The organism is Rudaea sp., from assembly GCF_036383415.1.
Classification (GTDB): Bacteria; Pseudomonadota; Gammaproteobacteria; order Xanthomonadales; family Rhodanobacteraceae; genus Rudaea.
This window is the reverse complement of record NZ_DASVOK010000357.1, coordinates 1-4,890: the sequence shown is the minus strand read 5'-3', so window position 1 is coordinate 4,890 and position 4,890 is coordinate 1. Positions and strand designations below refer to the sequence as shown.

The window sequence follows — 4,890 nt, the reverse complement described above, 5'->3', positions numbered from 1 at the left end:
GCGCCGATGCGCACGTTGTGCGCGATCTGGATCTGGTTGTCGAGGCGCACGTCTTCCTCGAGCACGGTGTCTTCGAGCGCGCCGCGGTCGATCGTCGTGTTCGCGCCGATCTCGCAGTCGTCGCCGATGACGACGCCGCCGAGTTGCGGCACCTTGATCCAGTGGTCCGCATCGAAGGCGAGGCCGAAGCCGTCCGCGCCGAGCACCGCACCCGAATGCACGAGCACGCGCTTGCCGAGGCGCACGCGCGCGACCAGGGTGACGCGCGCGACGAGGCGCGATTGCGCGCCGACGTGGCAGTCGATGCCGACGTGGCAGTGCGGGCCGAGCACGGCGCCGTCGCCGATGCTCGCGCCACTCTCGACGACGCAGAACGGGCCGACACTGGCACTCGCGGCGATCCGCGCATCGGTGGCGATCACGGCGCTGGGATGGATGCCCGGCGCGCTCGCTGGCAGGCGCGCGAACAGCGCGGCGATCTTCGCGTAGGCGACGTAAGGATCCTTCGCGACCAGCGCGGCGCGCGCGAAATGTTCCACGTCGTCCGCGCGCAGGATCACTGCGGCGGCCTGCGTCGTCGCGAGTTCGCCGCGATAGCGCAGGTTGGCGAGAAATCCGATCTGGTTCGACTGCGCTGCGGCCAGCGTCGCCACGCCGTCGATGCGCACGCCGCCGTCGCCGTGCAGCTCCAGCGCGAAACGCTTGGCGAGATCCGCCAGCGTGTGGGTCGCCTGCGCTGCGCTCACGGTTTGGCGCTGCCCGCGTTGATTTCCTTCAGGCGCTGCAGCACCGCGTCGGTGATGTCCAGGCGCGCGCTCGCGTAGAGCACGGCCTGGCTGCCGACGACCATGTCGTAGCCTTGCGTGCGTGCGTACTCGATCGCGGTGTCGTTGATGATGGCGAAATTGCGCGCGTTCTCCGCCCGACCACGTTCGTTGAACTCGGTGCGCGCCTCGTCGCGACGGCGCTTGTTGTCGCGCTCGGTCGCGTCGATCTCGCGCTTGAGCGCATCGACGTTTTCCTTGGTCATGATCGCGCTGTCGCGCTCGTAACGTTGCTTGAGTGCGGCCAGTTTTGCGTCATCGGCATTGATCTGCGCGTTCTGTTTGGCGAACTCGCGCTCGAGTTTGGCCTTGGATTCGAGGAATTGCGGGGCGGTGTCGATCAAGCGCTTGACGTCGATGTAGCCGATGCGCGGCGAAGCGGTCGCCTGCGCCCAGGTCCAGGCGGGTGCGAACAGCGCCAGCGCAGCGATCAGCGCGCATCTGGCGAAACCTCCGCTGGCACCGAATGGATGAATCAAGCGTCGGGCTCTCCGCAAAGGCGCCGGCATGTCGCATTGCGACGGCGCCGGCGCGGTTCAAGCCCACATCTTAACCCGAGGGCGAGACGCGATGCATCCCTCGGCCGCGCGGCTGGATGCCGTGCGCGGCCCGTTGCGCGCACGTTTCCTAGAACGTGCCGCCGAAGTTGAACTGCAGCGTCTCGGAGATGTCGCCCGGCTTCTTGACGATCGGGCGGCCGAGGTTGATCACGATCGGGCCGACCGGCGCCTGCCAGTGCAGAGACAGACCGGTCGAGGCGCGCAGGCCGTCGTTGCCGGACCAGGAGAAGTCGCTGAAGTTCTTGTAGACGTTGCCGGCATCGACGTACCAGGACAGGCGCGTGGAGGTCTCATCCTTGATGAACGGCAGCGGGATGATCAGTTCCAGCGAGCCGGTCGTCTTGAACGCGCCGCCGAGCGGCTGCAAGCAGTAGTCGGCCTGGGTGAGCGAGGTGCAACCCTGGTAGAGGGTGCGCGTCGCGGTCGAGCCCAGCGTGTTGTCGCGGAAGTTGCGCACGTCGGAGACGCCACCGGCGTAGTAGTTGGCGAAGAACGGCAGGCCGAGGTTCGAATACTTGCCGTAGGCTTCGCCGTAGCCGAGGTTGACCGTGCCTTCAAGCACGAAGCCGTGCGTGATCGGCACATACTGCTGGTAGCGGTAGTTGATGCGCCAGTATTCCGCGGTCGAGCCGGGCAGCGTGACTTCGATGCCGAGCGACTGGATCGAGCCGTGGGTCGGGTTGAAGTACTTGTTGCGCGTATCGTGCGTCCAGCCAGCCGAGAAGGTCATCTGGTGGAAGGTGTAGTGGCCGATCGCGTTGAGATAATTGATTATCTCGGCGGGCGAGTAGTAGTTGCGGTAGAGAATGTTGTTGCCGTCGGGATCGGTCTGGTAGACGGGATTGCCGTTCGCATCGTAGATCGGCGCGCCATTCGCATCCCTGGCGATTAGGAAGCTGTCGTAGAACGTACGGATCTTGGTCTTGCTCGCGCCGAGCGAAAGGCTGATCGCGTCGTTCTCGCCGATCGGCACCGCGCTGTTGGCCGAGAACGAGGCCGTGTCGTTGGTGTAGTTGGCGATATTGGCGTTGCCGTAGTCGCTCTTGGTGTAGCGCGCGCTGTAACCCAGGCCGATGCCGCTGTCGGTCAGGTAGGGCTGGAAGTAGTTCACGCCGAACTGTTGCTGGTAGTAGCTCTTCGACGCGCTGACGCCGGCCGAGTCGCCGGAGCCGAGGAAGTTGTTCTCGGACACCGAGATCGAGAGGATCAGCTTGTCCAGCTGCGAATAGCCGACGCCGAAGGTGAAGCTGCCCGAGTTGGTCTCCTCGACCTTGACCTTGACGTCGATCTGGTCGTCCGTGCCCGGCACGCGCGGCGTGGAGATGTCGACCTTCTTGAAGTAGCCCAGGCGCTGCAGGCGGATCTTGGAACGGTCGATCGCAGCCTGCGAATACCAGGCGCCTTCGAGCTGGCGCATTTCGCGACGCATGACCTCGTCCTCGGTGCGGCCATTGCCGGCGAATTCGATGCGGCGCACGTAGACGCGCTTGCCCGGGTTGATGAAGAAATTGATGCCGACCGTGAGCTTGTCCTTGTCCGGGGTCGGGATCGGCGTGACCTGGGCGAAGGCGTAGCCGATGTTCGCGAGCACCGCGGTCATCTGCTCGGAGGCCTTCTGCACCTTCTGCCGCGAGAACACCTCGCCCGGCTTGAAGTCGATGAACTTGCGCATCTCGTCCTCGCTGACGACGAGGGTGCCCGACAGCTGCACGTCGGAAATCTTGTAGACCTGGCCCTCGGTCATCGAGGCGGTCAGGTACATGTCGCGCTTGTCCGGGCTGATCGAAACCTCGGTCGAGTCGAGACTGTAGTCGAGGTAGCCGCGGTCGAGGTAGTACGACTGCAGCTTCTCGAGGTCGCCGGTCAGCTTTTCGCGCGAATACTGGTCGTCGCGCGAATACCACGAGGTCCAGTTGGTCGTGTCGGACTCGAAATCGCTGCGGATCTCGCCGCTCGGGTAGGTCTTGTTGCCGACGAGGTCGATGCTCTTGATCTTGGCGACCTTGCCCTCGGCGATGTTGATCGACAGCTCGACGCGGTTGCGGTCGAGGTTGATCACGGTCGGCTTGATCGTGACGTTGTACTTGCCGCGGTTGTAGTACTGACGGGTCAGTTCCTGGGTCACGCGGTCGAGCGAGAGGCGGTCAAACGGCTCGCCCTCGGCGAGGCCGATGTCCTTGAGGCCCTTGAGCAGGTCTTCTTCCTTGAGGTCCTTGTTGCCCTTGAGCTGGATCTTGGAGATCGCCGGGCGCTCCTTGACCGAGATGACGAGGATGTTGCCCTGGCGACCGAGCTGGACGTCGGTGAAGAAACCGGTCTTGTACAGGGCGCGCACGGCCTGCTGGGCGCGTTCGGTGGTTACGGTGTCGCCCTTTTCGACCGGCAGGTAGGTGAATACGGTACCGGCGGAAATGCGCTGCAGCCCGTCAATACGGATGTCGGAGGCGACGAAAGGGTCGATGGCGTGCGCTTTGGCGGTGAGGCAGGCAAACAGAACTAGGGCGGCGATACGCTTCATCGTCACTTCCGAGACAAAAATCAAACGACAAGTTTAGTGGAAAAGGCGGCCCTGAGGGCGAAACGACGGCAAACATCCTGTGCCGTCGTCAATCGGGGTCGATTTCCGTGTCCGCGCTGCCGATGGACCTACGAGCCGAACACCTGCGCGAGGTTGCGCGCGATGTCGTTGTAGAAAGCCAGACTCATCAGGCTCATCAGCAGGGCGAGGCCGACATACTGGCCGGCGATCAGTGTACGTTCGCTGACCGGACCGCCTTTCACCCATTCCACCAGGGTGAACAGGATATGGCCGCCGTCGAGGATCGGGATCGGCAGCAGGTTGAGAATGCCGAGGCTCAGGCTGATGACCGCGAGGAACGACAGGAACCAGGCCAGCCCTTGGTTGGCCGAGGCGTTGGCGACTTGAGCGATCGAAATGACGCTGGACAGGTTCTTCACCGAGGCCTCGCCGACGACCATGCTCTTGATCATGCCGAGCATCGAGGTGGCCTGTTTCCAGGTCTCGGCGAACGCCGCGGGCACGGCGGCGAGTGGGCCGAAGTGCTCGAGCGCGTCCTGCGTCGCCGGCGCCGGGCCGTAGCCGATGCCGATCTTGGTCTTCTCCTTGCCGTCAACGAGGCTTTTCTCGCCGACGACATGCAGCGAAATCCGCTGGCCGTCGCGTTCGACGACGAATTCGAGGTTGGACGATTTGGCCGCTTCGTCGGCCAGCACCGAAGCAAAGCGTTCCGTATCCGCGGTGGCGATGCCGTTGACCTGCACGGTGCGGTCGCCGGCGTGCATGCCGGCCCGCTCGGCCGGCTGCCCCGCGGTCACGCTGGAGACGATCGGCGGGGTGGGCTTGGCGTAGATGCCGATCGCGTCGACCGCGGCGCGGTTGTCCGGCGCGCCGGGCGGCAGCTTGCTCAGCGCGAGCACGGTGCTGCGCGTCTGGCCGTTCGTGTCGGCCACCTCGACGGCCGTGTCCCGGTGCAGCGCGGCGGCCT

Annotated in this window: 4 protein-coding genes; all 4 read right to left on the bottom strand. The window is 64.6% G+C overall.

Annotation, left to right across the window (positions count from 1 at the left end; genetic code table 11):
- A partial coding sequence (gene lpxD / locus VF497_RS13260; protein WP_330889461.1) for a UDP-3-O-(3-hydroxymyristoyl)glucosamine N-acyltransferase occupies positions 1-746 on the bottom strand: 746 nt, incomplete at its 3' end.
- Positions 743-1,303, bottom strand: coding sequence for an OmpH family outer membrane protein (locus tag VF497_RS13255; RefSeq protein WP_330889459.1), 561 nt, complete (start codon positions 1,301-1,303; stop codon positions 743-745). The genes lpxD and VF497_RS13255, both read right to left, overlap by 4 nt.
- Before the next feature lie 148 nt (positions 1,304-1,451).
- The gene (gene bamA / locus VF497_RS13250) at positions 1,452-3,902 is read right to left on the bottom strand and encodes an outer membrane protein assembly factor BamA (protein WP_330889457.1); all 2,451 of its coding nucleotides are present in this window, start codon (positions 3,900-3,902) and stop codon (positions 1,452-1,454) included.
- A gap of 128 nt (positions 3,903-4,030) precedes the next feature.
- Positions 4,031-4,890, bottom strand: an 860-nt coding sequence (gene rseP, locus VF497_RS13245; protein WP_330889455.1) for an RIP metalloprotease RseP, incomplete at its 5' end; no start/stop codon positions are given.